The sequence below is a fragment of the Streptomyces sp. genome (assembly GCF_035645055.1).
Lineage (GTDB): Bacteria > Actinomycetota > Actinomycetes > Streptomycetales > Streptomycetaceae > Streptomyces.
Map to the genome: position 1 here is coordinate 44,984 of NZ_DASQNH010000104.1, position 16,660 is coordinate 61,643.

Sequence of the window (16,660 nt, forward strand, 5' to 3'; positions counted from 1 at the left end):
GTCACGGCGATCAGCACCCCGGCCACCGCATCGGGCCTCGCCCTCGACCTGTCCTCGCGCCTGCTGGACCAGGAGTTCGGCCGGGGCCGCGTGGCTCGCTTCGAGGACGTCGACTTCCCCGCGACGCTCACCCATGAACCGACCCGCCGCTTCCTCCGCGAGACGGGCCTGCCCGCGGACGAGGTCCTGTTCTCCCTGGACACGGACCTGCCGCTGCCGACGCTCACCGAGTACTACACGGACGAGGAGTACACGGGCGGCTTCCCCCTGGACCGACTCCCGCGGGACGCGGACCGGTTGATACGCCTCGGCCGCCTGATCGGCGACGCGGGCCTGGTGGTGGACGGCACGTCCGGCGAGATCCTCCGCTGGACCGAACCGGAGGCCCGCCTGGACCCCCTGAACCGGGATGTCTCCGAACTGGTCCTGGCCCTCTGCCTGTTGCGCACCAACGGCACGGAGACAAGGGAAGGACTGGAGGCCGTGGCGGGAATCGAACCCGCGTAAGGGTGCCGGAGGGCGGCGCTCTTTCCGATCCGCCCCGGATCCGCCGGAAAGTCGCAACTTCAACCAGCTCGCCGGAGGCAGGCGGTCTCCGGCGAGCGAGTGCGTTCCCTGAAGCGTAGGTTGGAATCAGTGGAACGTCCTGGAAGAAGGTGCTCATCATGGCCGCCAGGTCCACGCGGGTCAGGTTGGTGAATCGCGCTCTTCTGTGGTGGATGCCCGATCGTGCGGAACCCCTGAACCTCAGGCGTACCTCGATGGAGCTCGAGCACGGGGAGTGGGTCACCAAGCCTCCGCTGATGATCGGAGACTTCGGTGAGTGGGAGTCCGAATCCAACGGTCTCCTGACAGGCACCGAGGGGCGGGTCCGGTACCAGATCGAGGACATAGACGGCGTACGCATCGGTGACATCTACGTCCACTGGAACAACCCGTTCAGCGGCAGTAACGAGTACCACGAGAACGTGACGCCAGCCGCGACACCGTTCCCCTTGACCGGTTTCACCATTCTGCACACCGGGGGAGAGGGGGGAGACGCGGAAGTCACGTACACGCTGGAGAACGGGTACTGCACGGTCGGCGACGAAGGTATCGCCTGCACGACATCGAGCGCGGTGTCCGTGGAGGGTGATCGGTTCGCAGGAGTCTGGGAACGCGCTGTAGGCCCCTCATGGTTTGCCTTCCACGGTCTCGATCCGGCGGGGTATCAGGCGCGGTTCGATGAGCTTGTGGGGCAGGGGTTCCGGCCGACGCATGTGAGTGGTTACGGGGATGGGGGTGGGGTTCGTTATGCGGGGGTGTTCGAGCAGCGTGAGGGACCGCCGTTCGTTGCCTTCCACGGTCTCGATCCATCGGGATACCAAGGGAAGTTCAATGAGCTTGTCGAACAGGGCTACAGGCTGAGGCAGGTCAGCGGATACACCAGCTGACAGACCGGTGAAAGGGGCGGCACTCATGCGTGTCGCCCCTGCCTGCCTGACTTTCGTGGAGGCCGTGGCGGGAATCGAACCCGCGTAACTCGCTTTGCAGGCGAGTCCCTGAACCACTCGGGCACACGGCCATGACCAACTCACTCACGTGGCCGTGGCGGGAATCGAACCCGCGTAACTCCCCGCGAGCGGAGCTCGCTGATGTACGCGGTGCAGGCGAGTCCCTGAACCACTCGGGCACACGGCCAACGTGTTGACTCGACCGTACGGGCGGGGCGGCAAAGGGCTCAAGGGTTCGCCGGGGGCCGCAACATGACTGCCATACGCCGTTCACGCGGGGGCGTGACGGGAGGCGGTGGCAGGGGGCGTAGGACCAACGGCGGAGGAGATCACCGTCTCCCGACAGGGGTCAACTGCCGCCGAGCCCCTTACCCTGGCGGGCATGGCCGCCCCGAATCCACGCGACTCCGACGTCGCGGACGCAGCAGACCCCGTCGACATACCGCAGTCGCCGACCGACGGCGTGCTCGGCCGGCCGTATCGGGCGCTGAGCATCGGCATCGTCTCCGTCACCCTGCTGATCGCCTTCGAGGCGACCGCAGTCGGGACCGCGATGCCGGTCGCGGCGCGCGAGCTGGACGGGGTGTCGCTGTACGCGTTCGCGTTCTCCGGATACTTCACGACCAGCCTGTTCGCGATGGTGCTCGCCGGTCAGTGGTCCGACCGGCGCGGCCCACTGGCCCCGCTGACCTGTGGTATCACCGGTTTCGCGGTGGGGCTGCTGCTGTCCGGGACGTCCGGGGCGATGTGGCTGTTCATCCTCGGGCGGGCCGTGCAGGGCCTCGGCGGCGGACTGGTGATCGTCGCGCTGTATGTGATCGTCAGCCGCGCCTACCCCGAGCGGCTGCGACCCGCGATCATGGCCGCGTTCGCCGCGAGCTGGGTCGTGCCGTCGGTCGTCGGGCCGCTGGCCGCCGGCGCGGTCACCGAGCACCTCGGCTGGCGCTGGGTGTTCCTCGGCATGCCGGTCCTCGTCGTGCTGCCGCTGGCGCTCGCGCTGCCGCAGATCCGGCGCCTGGCGTCCGGCCCGGTCGGCGGCCCGGACCGGGACGCCTCCTCCGACGGCCGCCGCATCCGGCTGGCGCTCGGCATCTCGCTGGGCGCCGGACTCCTCCAGTACGCCGCCCAGGACCTGCGCTGGTTCTCCCTGCTGCCCGGCGCCGTCGGTGCCGCGCTGCTGGTCCCGGCGGCGCTCGGACTGCTGCCGCGCGGCACCTACCGGGCGGCGCGCGGGCTGCCCTCGGTGGTGCTGCTGCGCGGTGTCGCGGCGGGCTCGTTCATCGCGGCGGACTCCTTCGTGCCGCTGATGCTGGTCACCCAGCGCGGCCTGTCGCCGACGCTCGCCGGGTTCTCGCTGGCGGCGGGCGGAGCCACTTGGGCGCTCGGCTCCTGGGTTCAGTCGCGACCCCGCGTGGAGCCGTACCGGGAGCGGCTGATGACGCTGGGCATGGTGCTGGCGGCGGCGGCCATCGCGAGCGCGCCGAGCGTGCTGATCGACGCGGTGCCGGTGTGGACGGTCGCCGTCGCCTGGGGTTTCGGCTGCTTCGGCATGGGCCTGGTGATCTCCTCCACCAGTGTGCTGCTGCTGCAGCTGTCCGCCCCCGAGGAGGCGGGCACCAACTCCGCCGCCCTCCAGATCTCCGACGGCCTGTCGAATGTGATCCTCCTCGCGATCGGCGGCGCCGCCTTCGCCGCGCTGGGCGGCGGCACGGTCGCCCACGCCACCGCCGGGGCCGCCGGCGCGGCCTCCCATCCGGCCGCGTTCGCCGCGGTCTTCCTGCCCATGGCGGGGGTGGCGCTGGCGGGCGCGTGGGTGACGACACGGCTGCGGGAGCGGTGAGTGACAGGCGGTGTCACCGAGGGTGTTGTGACGTGGGTCCCACCCTCGGGCGACCCGGCCTCGTTCGCGCGTTGACGGTGCCGGGCCGCCGGTAGGGTGGCCCGGTTGTCATACGTAGCCGAGCCGTCCTACCCCCACCCCGGAGACCGTGACTACCACCGCCGCCTCGTCCTCCTCCTCGCACCACCTCTCACCTGCCTTTCCCGGCCGCGCCCCCTGGGGCACCGCCAGCAAGCTGCGTGCCTGGCAGCAGGGGGCGATGGAGAAGTACGTCCAGGAGCAGCCGCGTGACTTCCTGGCGGTCGCCACCCCGGGCGCCGGCAAGACGACCTTCGCGCTGACGCTGGCGTCCTGGCTGCTGCACCACCACGTCGTGCAGCAGGTGACCGTGGTCGCCCCCACCGAGCATCTGAAGAAGCAGTGGGCCGAGGCCGCCGCGCGGATAGGGATCAAGCTGGACCCGGAGTACAGCGCGGGCCCGCTGGGCCGGGAGTACCACGGCGTGGCCGTGACGTATGCCGGTGTGGGAGTGCGGCCCATGCTGCACCGCAACCGGGTCGAGCAGCGCAAGACCCTCGTCATCCTCGACGAGATCCACCACGCCGGTGACAGCAAGTCCTGGGGCGAGGCGTGCCTGGAGGCGTTCGAGCCGGCGACCCGGCGCCTGGCGCTGACCGGTACGCCGTTCCGCTCCGACACCAACCCGATCCCCTTCGTGACGTACGAGGAGGGGGCGGACGGTATCCGCCGGTCGTCGGCCGACTACACGTACGGCTACGGCTCCGCGCTCGCCGACGGCGTCGTCCGCCCCGTCATCTTCCTCTCCTACAGCGGCAACATGCGCTGGCGGACCAAGGCCGGCGACGAGATCGAGGCGCGGCTCGGCGAGCCGATGACCAAGGACGCGATCAGCCAGGCCTGGCGCACGGCGCTGGATCCGCGCGGTGACTGGATGCCGGCCGTCCTGCGCGCCGCCGACCAGCGCCTCACCGAGGTCAGGAAGGCGATCCCGGACGCGGGCGCCCTCGTCATCGCCTCCGACCAGGAGTCGGCCCGCGCCTACGCCAAGCTCATCCGGGACATCACCGGCCACAAGGCGACCCTCGTCCTCTCCGACGACGCGGGCGCGTCCAGCCGGATCGACGAGTTCAGCAACAGCACCGACCGGTGGATGGTCGCCGTCCGGATGGTGTCCGAGGGCGTCGACGTGCCGCGCCTCGCGGTCGGCGTGTACGCGACGACGATCTCCACACCGCTGTTCTTCGCCCAGGCCGTCGGACGCTTCGTGCGGTCGCGCCGCCGCGGCGAGACCGCGTCGGTGTTCCTGCCGACCGTGCCCGACCTCCTCGGCTTCGCCAACGAGATGGAGCGCGAGCGCGACCACGTCCTCGACAAGCCGAAGAAGGACGGCGAGGAGGACCCGTACGCCGAGGAGGAGAAGCTCCTCCAGGAGGCGGAGAAGCAGCAGGACGAGGACACCGGCGAGCAGGACATGCTGCCCTTCGAGGCGCTGGAGTCCGACGCCGTCTTCGACCGGGTCATGTACAACGGCGCCGAGTTCGGCATGCAGGCCCACCCGGGCAGCGAGGAGGAGCAGGACTACCTCGGTATTCCGGGGCTCCTCGAACCCGAGCAGGTGCAGTTGCTGCTGCAGAAGCGGCAGGCGCGGCAGATCGCGCACAGCAAGAAGAAGCCGGACACCGAGGCGGACCTGCTGGAGCTGCCCGCCGAGCGGCGGCCCGTGGTCTCCCACAAGGAGATGATGGAGCTGCGGCGGCAGCTCAACACGATGGTCGGCGCGTACGTCCATCAGAGCGGCAAGCCGCACGGGGTGATCCACACCGAGCTGCGCCGGGTCTGCGGCGGGCCGCCGGCCGCGGAGGCGACGGCCGGGCAGCTGCGGCAGCGGATCGCCAAGGTGCAGGAGTGGGCCACGCGGATGCGGTAGCCCCGCCGGGGGCTTGAGAGGTTCTCCCGCACGCCGTACGAATCGGGACATATCGCGGCAGGTCATATCGGCCACTGCCCGGATTCTGGACGGAGCCTTCCGCTCAGCGAACCGGCTCGCTACTGTCCCGCTACGCACACGCCCCGTGGCAGCGCCGCCGCGGAGCGCAGCCGTGAAGCGACGCGGCTCGGTACAGGCCGGGCCGCCGGCCGATCGGCAGCCTCTGAAGCGCGTCGCTGACGGGACTCGGCGACGCATCCGCCGCGAGGGGGCTGCCGACCTCACCACTTAAGGAGTGGGCGTCGTGACCGCGGAGACCTCTCAGACGCTCGACCGGGGACTGCGGGTCCTCAAGCTGCTGGCCGACACGGACCACGGGCTGACCGTCACCGAGCTGTCCACCAAACTGGGTGTGAACCGGACGGTGGTATACCGGTTGCTGGCCACGCTGGAGCAGCACGCACTCGTACGACGTGACCTGGGCGGGCGTGCCCGGGTGGGGCTGGGTGTGCTGGGGCTGGGCCGGCAGGTGCACCCGCTGGTGCGGGAGGCGGCGCTGCCGGCGCTGCGGTCGCTGGCGGAGGACATCGGGGCGACGGCGCATCTGACGCTGGTCGACGGGGCGGAGGCGCTGGCCGTCGCGGTGGTGGAGCCGACGTGGACGGATTATCACGTGGCGTATCGGGCCGGGTTCCGGCATCCGCTGGACCGGGGGGCCGCGGGGAAGGCGATCCTGTCCGCGCGGGCGAAGCCGGCCGGGGATCCCGGGTACACGTTGACGCACGGCGAGCTGGAGGCCGGGGCGAGTGGGGCGGCGGCGCCGTTGCTCGGCGTCACCGGGGTGGAGGGGAGCGTGGGTGTCGTGATGCTCGCCGACGCCGTGCCCGAGCGGGTCGGGACACGGGTCGTCGAGGCGGCCCGGGAGGTCGCGGAGGCGCTGCGGTAGCCGTGCCGGCCGGTGCCGCCCCAGGCGGCGCCACCGCCCGCGGGCGACGCGGGTGACGCAGGTTAGATTGGCTCCGTGCTCTCTCGTCTCTCGCGCCCCCAGGCCCTCGCTGTCTGTGCTCTGCCGGTGGTGGGGCTTGTCGCCACGGCGGTGTTCGCGCCGTTGCCGTTCTCGGTGGCGCAGCCGGGGACGACCGCGGATGTGCTGGGGAAGGACAAGGGGACCCCGGTGATCACCATCTCGGGGGCGCCCAGCCGGGACACGCGGGGTGAGCTGCGGATGACGACCATCGTGGCGACCGGCCCGGACGCGCGGGTGTCGCTGGGGGACGTGGTCGACGGGTGGTTCCGGGCCGACCGGGCCGTGATGCCGCTGGACGCGGTCTATCCGAGCGGTGACAGCGTCAAGGAGATCGAGAAGTACAACGCGGAGCAGATGAGGGAGTCGCAGGACGCGGCGACCGCCGCCGCGCTGAACTATCTCGGCCGCGCCGACGACGGCATCGAGGTGGAACTGGAGCTGAAGGACGTCGGCGGGCCCAGCGCGGGTCTGCTGTTCTCGCTGGGCATCGTCGACAAGCTGGACGGCAACGGCCGCGGCGGCGACCTCACCGGCGGCCGTACGATCGCCGGCACCGGCACCATCACCGCGGACGGCGAGGTCGGCGCGGTGGGCGGGGTGGCGCTCAAGACACAGGCCGCGCGGCGGGACGGCGCGACCGTGTTCCTGGTGCCGGAGGCCGAGTGCTCGGACGCGCAGGCGGAGTTGCCGAAGGGGCTGCGGCTGATTCCGGTGACCACGCTGAAGGGCGCCGTGCAGTCCCTCGTCGCGCTGGAGTCCGGCCGGCCCGTCCCCTCCTGCTGAAACCGTCAGCCCTCCTTCACGAACCCCTCCGCCACCAGCCAGTCCAGCGCGACCTGGTGGGGGTCCTCGCCGTCCACGTCGACCTTGGCGTTGAGGGTCTGCGCCACGTCGTTGTTCAGCTTCTCCGTGATCGGGTCGAGGATGTCCGCGATCGCGGGCCACTCCTTCAGCGTCCTGGTGTTGATCACCGGGGCCGCGTTGTAGTTGGGGAAGAACTTCTTGTCGTCCTCCATCACCACCAGGTTCATGGACTTGACCCGCCCGTCGGTGGTGAAGACCTCGCCGTAGGTGCAACTGCCCTTGGCGGCCTGGGTGTAGATGATGCCGGTGTCCATCTGGGTGATGCGGCCGGCCGGGACGCTCATCCCGTACTCCTTCTGCATGCCCGGCAGCCCGTCCGCCCGGTTGGCGAACTCGCCCTCGACGCACAGGGTCACCGCGCCGGGGTCCTTCTTCGCCAGCGCGGCCACGTCCGAGAGCGTCTTCGTGCCGTACTTCTCGAAGTTGGCCTGGTTCATCGCCAGGGCGTACGTGTTGTTGAGGGAGGACGGGGCCAGCCAGGTCAGGCCGTTCTTCCGGTCGGCGTCGCGCACCGCCCGCCACTGCTGCCGCGGGTCGGGGATGGGCTCCTTGTTGCCGAGGTAGGTGATCCAGGCGGTGCCGGTGTACTCGTACACGGCGTCCGCGTCACCGCCGCGCACGGCCTCGCGGGAGCCGATGGAGCCCTGGATGCCCGTCCGGTCGAGGACCTCCGCGCCGGCCGCCTGGAAGGCGATGCCGATGATCGCGCCGAGGATGAGCTGTTCGGTGAACGACTTGGACGTCACGGTGAGATCGGCGCCCTTGAGGGGCTCGCCCTGCCCGATGGAGCCGGGCCGTACGTCGTCGACCATGGGGGAGCCACTGGTCAGACCGCATCCGGAGGCGGCCACCAGCAGTCCGGCGAGCAGGAGGCAGGGCCGTCTCATGTGCCCACCTCCAGGCCCCGGGGCCGCAGCAGCAGCTCGGCCAGGGAGGCCAGCCAGTCCACCAGCAGGGCCAGGGCGATGGTGAGGATCGAGCCCAGCAGCAGCACCGGCATGCGCTGGTTGGTGATGCCGGTGGTGATCAGGACGCCGAGGCCGCCGCCGCCCCCGAACGTCGCCAGGGTCGCCGTGCCCACGTTCAGCACGAGGGCGGTGCGCACGCCCGCCAGGATCAGCGGGACGGCGAGCGGGAGTTCCACCCTGACGAGCACGCCCAGCGGGGACATGCCGATGCCGCGGGCCGCCTCCAGCAGCGTCGGGTCGTTCGCCTTGAGACCGGCGATGGTGTTGGAGAGGACCGGCAGCACGGCGTAGACGATGATGCCGATCAGGGCCGACCGGCGGCCGATGCCGAGCCAGATCACCAGCAGCGCGAGCAGGCCGATCGCGGGGGTGGCCTGGCCGATGTTGGCCAGCGCCATCGCCACCGGGGCGCCCTTGCGGAAGGCCTTCCGGGTCAGCAGGACGCCCAGCGGGATGGCGATGATCAGCACGAAGAAGGTGGAGATCACCGTCAGCTGGACGTGCTGCCAGAGCGCTTGGGAGACCTGGCCGCCGGACAGGGCGTTCTCGGAGATGGTGTCGAGGTCGGCCTGGTCGAACCAGAGCCAGGTCGCCAGCAGCATGGCCACCAGGAAGGCGGGCACGATGGTCAGCTTGCGCCAGCCGATCCGGCGGGGCCGCGCGGGCCGCAGATGCGGCACCGGCTCCAGTTCGGCCTCGCCGTCGTCCCGGAAGGGCAGCCCTCTGACCTCGTGCTCGCCCTCCGGGCGGGGCCCGCGGTCGGGTGCGGTCGTCACGCCTTCGCCTCCCCTTCGTGGCCCTCCTGCTCGGCGTGGGTCAGCTCTTCGCGGGCCTCCTCCAGTTCGTGCCGGTGCTCCATCGCGTCGAGCCGGTCGGCCTCCAGCAGCTCGTGCACGGAGTTCATCAGGGTCTCCATGTCGACGACGCCGGTGTACTCGCCGCGCCGGCCGGTCACCGCGACCCGCCCGGCGTTGTCGGTGAGCACCGCCTCCAGGGCGTCGCGCAGGGTGGCCTCCCGGGTCACCGTGTCGTGCACCAGGGTGCCGGCGCGGGCCAGGGAGCCCTTGGCCCGCATCAGGTCGCCACGGCGCAGCCACTTGTAGGGGCGGCCCCGCTTGTCCAGCAGCAGGATCTCGTTGGTGCCGCTGCGGCGCAGCCTGTCGAAGATGTCCTGGAGCGGGTCGTCGACGGTCACCGTCGGATAGTCGGTGATCTCCACGTCCCGCACCCGGGTGAGGTTGAGGCGTTTCAGCGCGGCGCCCGCGCCGACGAAGCCGGAGACGAAGTCGTCCGCCGGGTTGGTGAGGATCGCCTCCGGGGTGTCGAACTGGGCGATGTGCGAGCGTTCGCGCAGTACGGCGATCCGGTCGCCGAGCTTGATCGCCTCGTCGAAGTCGTGGGTGACGAACACGATCGTCTTGTGCAGCTCGTGCTGGAGCCGGATCAGCTCGTCCTGGAGGTGGTCGCGGGTGATCGGGTCGACCGCGCCGAACGGCTCGTCCATCAGCAGTACGGGCGGGTCGGCGGCCAGTGCCCGGGCCACACCGACGCGCTGCTGCTGGCCGCCGGAGAGCTGGCGCGGGTAGCGGCCCTGGAACTCGCCGGGGTCCAGGCCGACGAGGTCGAGCAGTTCCTCGACCCGGTCGCGGATCCGCGACGTGGACCAGCCGACCATCTTCGGGACGATGCCGATGTTCTGGGCGACGGTCATGTGCGGGAAGAGTCCGGCGGACTGGATGGCGTAGCCGACCTTGCGGCGCAGTTTCACCGGGTCGATGTCGGTGACGTCCTCGCCGTTGATGCGGATCCGGCCGCTGGTCGGCTCGATCAGCCGATTGATCATCTTCAGGGTGGTCGACTTGCCGCAGCCGGACGGCCCCACGAAGATCACCGTCTCGCCCGCGCCGATCTCCATGCTGACGTTGTCCACGGACGGGGCGGGGTTGCCGGGGTAGCGCTTGGTCAGGTTCTCCAGCTCGATCGTCGCGCCGCCGCTCACGGTGTTCTCAGGCACGGATCCCCCTCGGGATGGTCAGCCGTCCGATCAGGACGTACGCGGCATCGAAGAGCAGGGCGAGGACGATGATCCCGAGGGTGCCCGCGAGCACCTGGTTCAGCGCGTTCTTGCTGCCCAGGGAGGCGATCCCGCGGAAGATCTCGTTGCCGAGGCCGGGTCCGGAGGCGTAGGCGGCGATGGCGGCGATGCCCATCAGCATCTGCGTCGAGACCCGGATGCCGGTGAGGATCGGCGGCCAGGCCAGCGGCAGCTCCACCCGCACCAGCCGGGACAGCCGGGACATGCCGATGCCGGTCGCGGCGTCGACCAGCGCGGGATCGACACCGCGCAGGCCGACGATCGAGTTCCGCACGATCGGCAGCAGCCCGTAGAGGGTGAGGGCGATGACCGTCGGCGGCACGCCCAGGCCGACGATCGGGACGAGCAGACCGATCATGGCCAGCGACGGGATGGTGAGGATGGTGGAGGTGGCGGTGGTGGCCAGGTTGCCGGCCCACTCGGTGCGATAGGTGACGACACCGATCAGCACACCGAGGACGGTGGCCACGACCATGCACTGGAAGACGGCGCTGGCGTGCTGCCCGGCGTCGGTGAGCAGCTGCTGGTGGCGATTGCCCAGGTACTCCCAGAAGTTCACATCGCCTCATCCCAACGGCTAGGTCATCCCTCGGGGGTCCTCCTGCGCCGCCTGCTCCACCAGCGGGATGATCCGCAGCGGAACGGGGTTCTCCATGACGATCGCGGTGGAGGCCCGGACGATGCCATCAAAACCGACAACCCGGTCGATCACCCGCTGGAGATCGGCGTTGGAGCGGGCCACCAGGCGGCACAGCATGTCGTTGGTGCCGGTGGTGGTGTGCAGTTCCAGCACCTCCGGCACGGTCGCCAAGTGGGCCCGTACGTCGGCTCCTTGGCCCTGCCGGATCTCCAGCGTGGCGAAGGCGGTCACGGGGTAGCCGAGGGCCGCGGGATCCACCTGCGGACCGAATCCGCGGATGACTCCGTTCGACTGAAGCCGGTCCAGGCGGGCCTGCACGGTGCCGCGCGCGACGCCGAGGCGCCGGGACATCTCCAGCACGCCGATGCGTGGCTCGCGCGCGAGCAGCACGATGATGCGGCCGTCCAGATGATCGATCGCCACGGCGGCTCCTCCAGTGGTCATCCTGTACAGACAGCCCGCAGAAACGGACCCTGCACTGGTCACATTGCCCAGCAGAAACCCAAACTATTGCGCACCTTGCAGAGCGGAGCCACGCTTCGGCTATGACGCAGACCACACACCACACTCCCGACACCGCCCGGCAGGCCGACCCCTTCCCGGTCAAGGGAATGGACGCGGTCGTCTTCGCCGTGGGCAACGCCAAGCAGGCGGCGCACTACTACTCCACCGCCTTCGGCATGAAGCTGGTCGCCTACTCCGGACCGGAGAACGGCAGCCGCGAGACCGCCAGCTACGTCCTGGAGAACGGCTCCGCGCGCTTCGTCCTCACCTCCGTCATCAAGCCCGCCACCGACTGGGGCCACTTCCTGGCCGAGCACGTGGCCCAGCACGGCGACGGCGTCATCGACCTCGCCATCGAGGTGCCGGACGCGCGGGCGGCGTACGCCTACGCCGTCGAGCACGGGGCGCGCTCGGTCGCCGAGCCGTACGAGGTGAAGGACGAGCACGGCACGGTCGTCCTCGCCGCGATCGCCACCTACGGCGAGACCCGCCACACCCTCGTCGAGCGCACCGGCTACGACGGCCCCTACCTGCCCGGCTACGTCGCCGCCGACCCGATCGTCGAGCCGCCCGCCCAGCGCACCTTCCAGGCCATCGACCACTGCGTCGGCAACGTGGAACTCGGCCGGATGAACGAGTGGGTCGGCTTCTACAACAAGGTCATGGGCTTCACGAACATGAAGGAGTTCGTGGGCGACGACATCGCGACCGAGTACAGCGCGCTGATGTCGAAGGTGGTGGCCGACGGCACGCTGAAGGTCAAGTTCCCGATCAACGAGCCCGCGATCGCCAAGAAGAAGTCGCAGATCGACGAGTACCTGGAGTTCTACGGCGGCGCCGGCGTCCAGCACATCGCGCTGAACACCAACGACATCGTGGCCACCGTGCGCACCATGCGCGCGGCCGGTGTGCGGTTCCTGGACACCCCGGACTCGTACTACGACACCCTCGGCGAGTGGGTCGGCGACACCCGGGTGCCGATCGAGACGCTGCGCGAGCTGAAGATCCTCGCCGACCGCGACGAGGACGGCTACCTGCTGCAGATCTTCACCAAGCCGGTCCAGGACCGCCCGACCGTGTTCTTCGAGATCATCGAGCGCCATGGCTCGATGGGCTTCGGCAAGGGCAACTTCAAGGCCCTGTTCGAGGCGATCGAACGCGAGCAGGCCAAGCGCGGCAACCTCTGACCCGGGGCCTCCGGCCAGGAACCCCCGGCCCGGATCAGTCCGGCGCCCGCACTCCGCGCGGCAGCCGGTCCGACGGCTCGCCCAGCCGCTTCAGCGCGGCCCGGGCGAGCGGGGCGTGCAGCGGGGAGAACCACGGGTTGAGCCGCAGCGCCTCCTGAAGATGACGACGAGCGGGACCGGCCTTCCCCAGGTCCCGCTCGATCATCCCCCGGTGATAGGCGTACAGCGCGCTGCGCACCCCGCCCCCGTTCTCCTTCTCCCGGTCCGTCGCCCGCACCGCGAACCGCAGCGCCTCCCTGTGGTCGCCCGCCCGGTGCAGCGCCCACCCCAGCGCGTCCGCGACGGCGATCGACGGCTGCCGCCGCCACTCGGCGCGCAGCCGCCGCACCGCGGCCCCCGCGTCCCCGTGGTCCGCCTCGAAGCGGCCGAGGAGCAGTTCCTCGTCCGCGCCGCCCGCGGCCGCCAGCCGCACCCGCTGGCGCAGCAGCTCGTAATGCACCCGGGCCGCCTGCTCCAGACCCAGCGACTCGTACAGCTCGCCCAGCTCCAGCGCGTACGCCGGCGAAGGCTGCTTGGCCAGCGCCGCCCGGTACGCGCTCAGCGCCTCCGACGTGCGCCCCAGCGCCGCGAGCGCCCTGCCCTCCCCGGCCTGCGCGGCCCGCAGCTCGGGGTCGGTGCGCAGAGCCTCCCGGAAGTGCCGAAGGGCCGCCTCCCGCTCCCCGCGCTCCCACGCCAGCTGCCCGGCCCGCTCCAGCCAGGCCGCCCGCTCGGCGGGCGACCCCGCGGAGGCCGCCGCGTCCGACAGCTGGGCGGCGGCGTCCTCCCGCCACCCCTGGTCCCAGTAGACGGCCGCCGCGCGGGCCATCACGGGCGGCCCGGACTTCAGCTTCTGCAACCGGTCCAGGGTGCGCCGGGCCGCCTTGTGGTCGCCGAGCCCGGTGTACGCCTCGATCAGCAGCGGATACGTCGTCCACCGCTTGCCGTCGGCCTTCAGCGCGGCCTCGGCCCACTTCCGTGCCGCCGGGTAGTCCCGCCGCGCGTTGGCCAGCGCCGCCAGCCCGTCCAGGGCCTGCGCGTTGCCCCGGGGCCGGGCCTTCAGCGAGGTGTGCAGCGCCCGCTCCGCCTTCGGGTAGTACCCGGCGTCCGCCGTCCGCCGCCCCTGCTCCACATACGCGGCGCCCAGCAGCGCCCACGACCCGGCGTCCCGGGGATGCTTGCGCAGGTGCGCCTCCCGGTCGCCGATCAGCACCGACAGATCGGCCGGCGCGGCCGGCACCCCCTTGGTGACCGCGGCCCGTGCCGCGGCCGGTCCCGCCGTGGGCGCGACGGGCGGCCGGTCGTCCGGCAGCAGCATCAGCGCCCCGCCGAGCACCAGGGACCCGGCGAGCGAGCCGGCCAGCACACCGGTGACCATCCGGGCCCGGCGCGAACGCCCGCAAAACCAGCTGTCCTGCGTCTTCATGCCGTTCACTGTGCGTCAATACGACGAGCACATCCGGTCAGCCCAAGGGTGCCGCCCGCGGGGTTCACACCGATGGCCCCCAGTGCGACGCTGTGATCATGAGCCGTAGCCACCTCATCGACCGGCTGCTCGCGGGACTGCCGGCCGAGGCCGTCCTGACCGACCCCGACGTCACCGCCTCCTACGCCCACGACATGGCGAGCTTCTGCCCGGCCGGCACCCCGGCCGTGGTGGTGCTGCCGCGCACCGTCGAACAGGTCCAGCACGTCATGCGCACCGCGACCGAGCTGCGCGTCCCGGTGGTCCCGCAGGGTGCCCGCACCGGCCTGTCGGGCGGCGCCAACGCCGCCGACGACTGCGTCGTGCTGTCCCTGACCAAGATGGACCGGATCATCGAGATCGACCCGGTCGACCGCATCGCCGTGGTCGAACCGGGTGTCGTCAACGCCACGCTCTCCCGCGCGGTGAACGAACACGGCCTCCACTACCCTCCCGACCCGTCCAGCTGGGAGATGTGCACCATCGGCGGCAACATCGGCACTGCCGCCGGCGGGCTGTGCTGTGTGAAGTACGGGGTGACGGCCGAGTACGTGCTCGGCCTGGACGTCGTGCTCGCCGACGGGCGGCTGCTGTCCACCGGCCGTCGCACCGCCAAGGGCGTCGCCGGATACGACCTGACCCGCCTGTTCGTCGGCTCCGAGGGCTCCCTCGGCGTCGTCGTACGGGCCACCCTCGCCCTCAAGCCGCAGCCGCCCCGGCAGCTGGTGCTGGCCGCCGAGTTCGCGTCCGCGAGCGCCGCCTGCGACGCCGTCTGCCGGATCATGGGGGCGGGAGGGCGCGAAGCGCTTCCGCAGAAGGACGGTGGCGGGCGACGGGCGGGCGGGCACGTCCCGTCACTCCTCGAACTCATGGACCGTACGACGGTCAAGGCCGTCAACGACCTCGCGCGCATGGGCCTCCCGGAGAGCACCGAGGCGCTGCTGCTCGCCGCCTTCGACACCCCCGACCCGGCCGCCGACCTCGCCGCCGTCGGCGCGCTGTGCGAGGCCGCCGGCGCCACCCAGGTGGTGTTCGCCGACGACGCCGCCGAGTCCGAACTGCTGCTCCAGGCGCGCCGGCTGTCGCTCAACGCGCTGGAGGCCGTCAAGGGCACCACGATGATCGACGACGTGTGCGTGCCCCGCTCCCGGCTCGGCGACCTGCTCGACGGCGTCGAGCGCATCGCCGGGAAGTACGGGCTGACCATCGGGGTCTGCGCGCACGCGGGCGACGGCAACACCCACCCCACCGTGTGCTTCGACGCCGCCGATCCCGACGAGTCCCGGCGCGCCCGCGAGTCGTTCGACGAGATCATGGCCCTCGGCCTGGAACTCGGCGGCACCATCACCGGCGAACACGGCGTCGGCGTGCTGAAGAAGGAGTGGCTGGCCCGGGAGATCGGCCCGGTGGGCCTGGAGATGCAGCGGGCCGTCAAACAGCTCTTCGACCCACTGGGCATCCTCAACCCGGGCAAGCTGTTCTGACCTTGGGCGCTCCGGCGTTCCCGCTCACTGGGCGAGGAGCTGGGCGAGACCGTCGTCGATGCCCAGCTGCTCGCCCTCCGTCCCCGGGGGCACCACCCGCAGCGTCCGCTCCAGCCACGCCGACACCTGCGCCGCCGGGGCCTCCAGCAGCGCGTCCCCGTCCGGCGAACTCAGCGCCATCAGCACCGCACCGCGCCCCTCCGACGTCGACGGCCACACCCGCACGTCGCCCTGCCCGCACGGCCGGGACACCCCCTCCACCAGCAGGTCCCGGGCGAACGTCCAGCACACCGGGCACGGCGAGTTGATGTGGAAGGTGATGTGGACGGCGTACGGGTCGTCGGTGCGGTAGCCCAGCCGGGCCGGGACGGTGACGCCGCGCTCGGGGGACAGGACGAGCCGCAGCTCCAGTTCGCGCTCCACGACGGTGTACATGGCGGTTTCCTCTCGCTCGGTCTCCAGTGACGGGCCCGCGGCGGGTCCGTACGGGGAGAGAGCGGGCGGGGCCGGGAGCATTACGCGGGTTCCCGGAACTTTCCGCGACTGTGGCGCGGGGGTGGCACAACCGTGCTCGAAAGGGGTGGGTACGGCGGGACGGGCGGTGCGGGGTGCGCCCGTCTGATAGATGTGGAGGCCCCCATTACACCCCCGAGCAGATACGGGACGACGGACATGAGCGCCCCAACCCCGGCCCCCGGCGACGACAGGCCCCGCGAAGGGTATTACCCGGACCCTTCCATCCCCGGATATGTCCGGTACTGGAACGGTGCCGCGTGGGTACCGGGCACCAGCCGTCCGGCCCCGGCCGACGGCGAACCGCTCGCCCCGCCGCCCGGGGTGCGTCCGGCCCCGCCCGCGACCGCGTCCGTGGAGGAGACCGGGCCGCACTTCTTCGACGAGGACCCGGTCGACGAGCCGGAACCCGCCGCGCAGGGACCCGCGCCCGCCTGGGGTGCCGACCGCTCCCGCCAGTCCGGCTTCGGCGGCGACCAGGACCGCCGGGTCTCCTGGGGCTCCCCGCAGGGCGCCGACCCGCGGGCCTCCGCCGACGGCGCCCCGGACCCCCGCGCCGCCCGCGCGGACGGCGCCGCGGCCACCCCGCCGGCCGC

The 16,660-nt window shown here is 71.4% G+C and carries 15 protein-coding genes, 2 tRNA genes and 1 pseudogene; 9 read left to right on the forward strand and 9 right to left on the reverse strand.

Going from position 1 to position 16,660, the window contains the following annotated elements; genetic code table 11:
- Positions 1 to 9: 9 nt before the first annotated feature.
- Positions 10 to 492, forward strand: a pseudogene (locus tag VE614_RS33225) (SUKH-4 family immunity protein); the annotation flags it as partial.
- Positions 493 to 665: 173 nt separating this feature from the next.
- Positions 666 to 1,433, forward strand: a complete 768-nt coding sequence (locus VE614_RS33230) for a hypothetical protein (protein ID WP_324945989.1) — start codon at positions 666 to 668, stop codon at positions 1,431 to 1,433.
- Positions 1,434 to 1,489: 56 nt separating this feature from the next.
- Here VE614_RS33230 and VE614_RS33235 read toward each other — a convergent pair.
- Both VE614_RS33235 and VE614_RS33240 read right to left on the reverse strand, forming a co-directional pair.
- A tRNA-Cys gene (locus tag VE614_RS33235) sits at positions 1,490 to 1,564 on the reverse strand.
- Positions 1,565 to 1,582: 18 nt separating this feature from the next.
- Positions 1,583 to 1,680, reverse strand: a tRNA-OTHER gene (locus VE614_RS33240).
- A gap of 195 nt (positions 1,681 to 1,875) precedes the next feature.
- Between VE614_RS33240 and VE614_RS33245 the strand changes: the two genes are divergently transcribed.
- The 4 genes from VE614_RS33245 to VE614_RS33260 all read left to right on the forward strand — a co-directional run bounded on the left by VE614_RS33245 (position 1,876) and on the right by VE614_RS33260 (position 7,091).
- Entirely contained in the window at positions 1,876 to 3,333 is a 1,458-nt protein-coding gene (locus tag VE614_RS33245) for an MFS transporter (RefSeq protein WP_324945992.1), read from the forward strand.
- 148 nt (positions 3,334 to 3,481) lie between these two features.
- Positions 3,482 to 5,281 carry a DEAD/DEAH box helicase gene (locus VE614_RS33250; protein WP_324945995.1) on the forward strand — a complete coding sequence of 600 codons (1,800 nt, stop codon included), beginning with the start codon at positions 3,482 to 3,484 and terminating at the stop codon, positions 5,279 to 5,281.
- Between the two features lie 304 nt (positions 5,282 to 5,585).
- Complete coding sequence (locus VE614_RS33255; RefSeq protein ID WP_324945998.1) at positions 5,586 to 6,227, forward strand: IclR family transcriptional regulator; 642 nt, start codon at positions 5,586 to 5,588, stop codon at positions 6,225 to 6,227.
- Between the two features lie 75 nt (positions 6,228 to 6,302).
- A complete protein-coding gene (locus tag VE614_RS33260) occupies positions 6,303 to 7,091 on the forward strand; it encodes a S16 family serine protease (RefSeq protein WP_324946000.1) in 789 nt (262 codons plus the stop codon).
- A gap of 5 nt (positions 7,092 to 7,096) precedes the next feature.
- On the opposite strand, the gene VE614_RS33265 is transcribed toward VE614_RS33260, so the two are convergent.
- From VE614_RS33265 to VE614_RS33285, 5 genes are read right to left on the reverse strand one after another with little or no spacing between them, the layout of a single operon-like run.
- Positions 7,097 to 8,059 (reverse strand): glycine betaine ABC transporter substrate-binding protein, encoded by a 963-nt coding sequence (locus tag VE614_RS33265; RefSeq protein WP_324946003.1) that lies wholly within the window; start codon positions 8,057 to 8,059, stop codon positions 7,097 to 7,099.
- On the reverse strand, positions 8,056 to 8,916 hold the full coding sequence (locus VE614_RS33270) for an ABC transporter permease (protein WP_324946006.1): 861 nt from the start codon (positions 8,914 to 8,916) through the stop codon (positions 8,056 to 8,058). Before VE614_RS33270 ends, VE614_RS33265 begins: the two co-directional genes overlap by 4 nt.
- Positions 8,913 to 10,154: a betaine/proline/choline family ABC transporter ATP-binding protein gene (locus VE614_RS33275; RefSeq protein ID WP_324946009.1), complete on the reverse strand. Its 1,242-nt coding sequence runs from the start codon at positions 10,152 to 10,154 to the stop codon at positions 8,913 to 8,915. The genes VE614_RS33270 and VE614_RS33275 overlap by 4 nt, the downstream gene beginning before the upstream one ends.
- Positions 10,147 to 10,794, reverse strand: a complete 648-nt coding sequence (locus VE614_RS33280; protein ID WP_324946011.1) for an ABC transporter permease — start codon at positions 10,792 to 10,794, stop codon at positions 10,147 to 10,149. The genes VE614_RS33275 and VE614_RS33280 overlap by 8 nt, the downstream gene beginning before the upstream one ends.
- An 18-nt stretch (positions 10,795 to 10,812) precedes the next feature.
- Positions 10,813 to 11,298, reverse strand: coding sequence for an Lrp/AsnC family transcriptional regulator (locus tag VE614_RS33285; protein ID WP_324946014.1), 486 nt, complete (start codon positions 11,296 to 11,298; stop codon positions 10,813 to 10,815).
- Between the two features lie 122 nt (positions 11,299 to 11,420).
- On the opposite strand from VE614_RS33285, the gene hppD reads away from it, so the two are divergent.
- Entirely contained in the window at positions 11,421 to 12,566 is a 1,146-nt protein-coding gene (gene hppD / locus VE614_RS33290) for a 4-hydroxyphenylpyruvate dioxygenase (RefSeq protein ID WP_324946017.1), read from the forward strand.
- Between the two features lie 34 nt (positions 12,567 to 12,600).
- Here the strand turns inward: hppD and VE614_RS33295 are convergent, their stop codons facing one another.
- Positions 12,601 to 14,028, reverse strand: a complete 1,428-nt coding sequence (locus tag VE614_RS33295; RefSeq protein ID WP_324946020.1) for a tetratricopeptide repeat protein — start codon at positions 14,026 to 14,028, stop codon at positions 12,601 to 12,603.
- A 98-nt stretch (positions 14,029 to 14,126) separates the two neighbouring features.
- Here VE614_RS33295 and VE614_RS33300 point away from each other — a divergent pair, with 98 nt between their 5' ends.
- Positions 14,127 to 15,551: an FAD-binding oxidoreductase gene (locus tag VE614_RS33300; RefSeq protein WP_324946023.1), complete on the forward strand. Its 1,425-nt coding sequence runs from the start codon at positions 14,127 to 14,129 to the stop codon at positions 15,549 to 15,551.
- 24 nt (positions 15,552 to 15,575) lie between these two features.
- On the opposite strand, the gene VE614_RS33305 is transcribed toward VE614_RS33300, so the two are convergent.
- Positions 15,576 to 15,986 (reverse strand): SsgA family sporulation/cell division regulator, encoded by a 411-nt coding sequence (locus VE614_RS33305; RefSeq protein WP_324946026.1) that lies wholly within the window; start codon positions 15,984 to 15,986, stop codon positions 15,576 to 15,578.
- Positions 15,987 to 16,223: 237 nt separating this feature from the next.
- Between VE614_RS33305 and VE614_RS33310 the strand changes: the two genes are divergently transcribed.
- The coding region (locus VE614_RS33310) for a DUF2510 domain-containing protein (protein ID WP_324946029.1) at positions 16,224 to 16,660 on the forward strand (437 nt) is incomplete at its 3' end.

Coding starts and splice junctions, on each gene's coding strand:
- VE614_RS33230 (WP_324945989.1), top strand. CDS start 666: ATGGCCGCCAGGTCCACGCGGGTCAGGTTGGTGAATCGCGCTCTTCTG.
- VE614_RS33245 (WP_324945992.1), top strand. CDS start 1,876: ATGGCCGCCCCGAATCCACGCGACTCCGACGTCGCGGACGCAGCAGAC.
- VE614_RS33265 (WP_324946003.1), bottom strand. CDS start 8,059: ATGAGACGGCCCTGCCTCCTGCTCGCCGGACTGCTGGTGGCCGCCTCC.
- hppD (WP_324946017.1), top strand. CDS start 11,421: ATGACGCAGACCACACACCACACTCCCGACACCGCCCGGCAGGCCGAC.
- VE614_RS33295 (WP_324946020.1), bottom strand. CDS start 14,028: ATGAAGACGCAGGACAGCTGGTTTTGCGGGCGTTCGCGCCGGGCCCGG.
- VE614_RS33300 (WP_324946023.1), top strand. CDS start 14,127: ATGAGCCGTAGCCACCTCATCGACCGGCTGCTCGCGGGACTGCCGGCC.
- VE614_RS33305 (WP_324946026.1), bottom strand. CDS start 15,986: ATGTACACCGTCGTGGAGCGCGAACTGGAGCTGCGGCTCGTCCTGTCC.